At 58.9% G+C, this 567-nt stretch carries 1 protein-coding gene and 1 pseudogene; one reads left to right on the forward strand and one right to left on the reverse strand.

Translation table 11 applies throughout. From position 1 onward, the window contains the following. A partial coding sequence (locus AC4FS3_RS29225; RefSeq protein WP_491023453.1) for a hypothetical protein occupies nt 1-198 on the forward strand: 198 nt, incomplete at its 5' end. Between the two features lie 12 nt (nt 199-210). Here AC4FS3_RS29225 and AC4FS3_RS29230 read toward each other — a convergent pair. Then, a pseudogene (locus tag AC4FS3_RS29230) lies at nt 211-567 on the reverse strand (transposase); the annotation flags it as partial.

The following is a 567-nucleotide window of genomic DNA, read 5'->3' on the forward strand; positions in this document are numbered from 1 at the left end:
GTGATCGGGATGGTGCAGAAGATCGCGCTGTTTCTGCATATTCCGTGCAAAAGCGATCATCGCCCGCGCGGCCCGTCTGACGCCCCGAAATCCTTGTCACGCAACGAGTTCGCCGCCGCCGGCCTTCGCCCTGTCTGGGTGCAAATGATCACACCCCCCTACAGCGGCAGCCATGCGCAAGTCAGAGCCGAACGCTAGAGCGTTTTTCGATCAATCCGGCTCATAACTGCATGAACTGAAGTAGTTCCGACATTCATCGGGCTTGAAGGCGTCGACGAGCTTGCCAATGCAGTTCCACAGGCCGCCCACGGTGCGTTCTCCGATTTTCCGCAGCATTGCCTTGAGGCGGGAGAAGGCCTTCTCGATCGGATTGAAATCCGGGCTGTGGGCGGCAGATAGCGCACCGATGCGCCGGCAGCTTCAATCCGCTCACGCACCGCAGGTCGTTTGTGGCTCGACAGATTGTCCATGATGACAATATTGCCGGGGTGCAGCTCGGGTACGAGCACCTGGGCGACATAGGCCTCGAACCAGTTTCCATTGATCGGTCCGTCCAATACAATCGGC

It is taken from the genome of Pseudogemmobacter sp. TB195 (assembly GCF_058313095.1).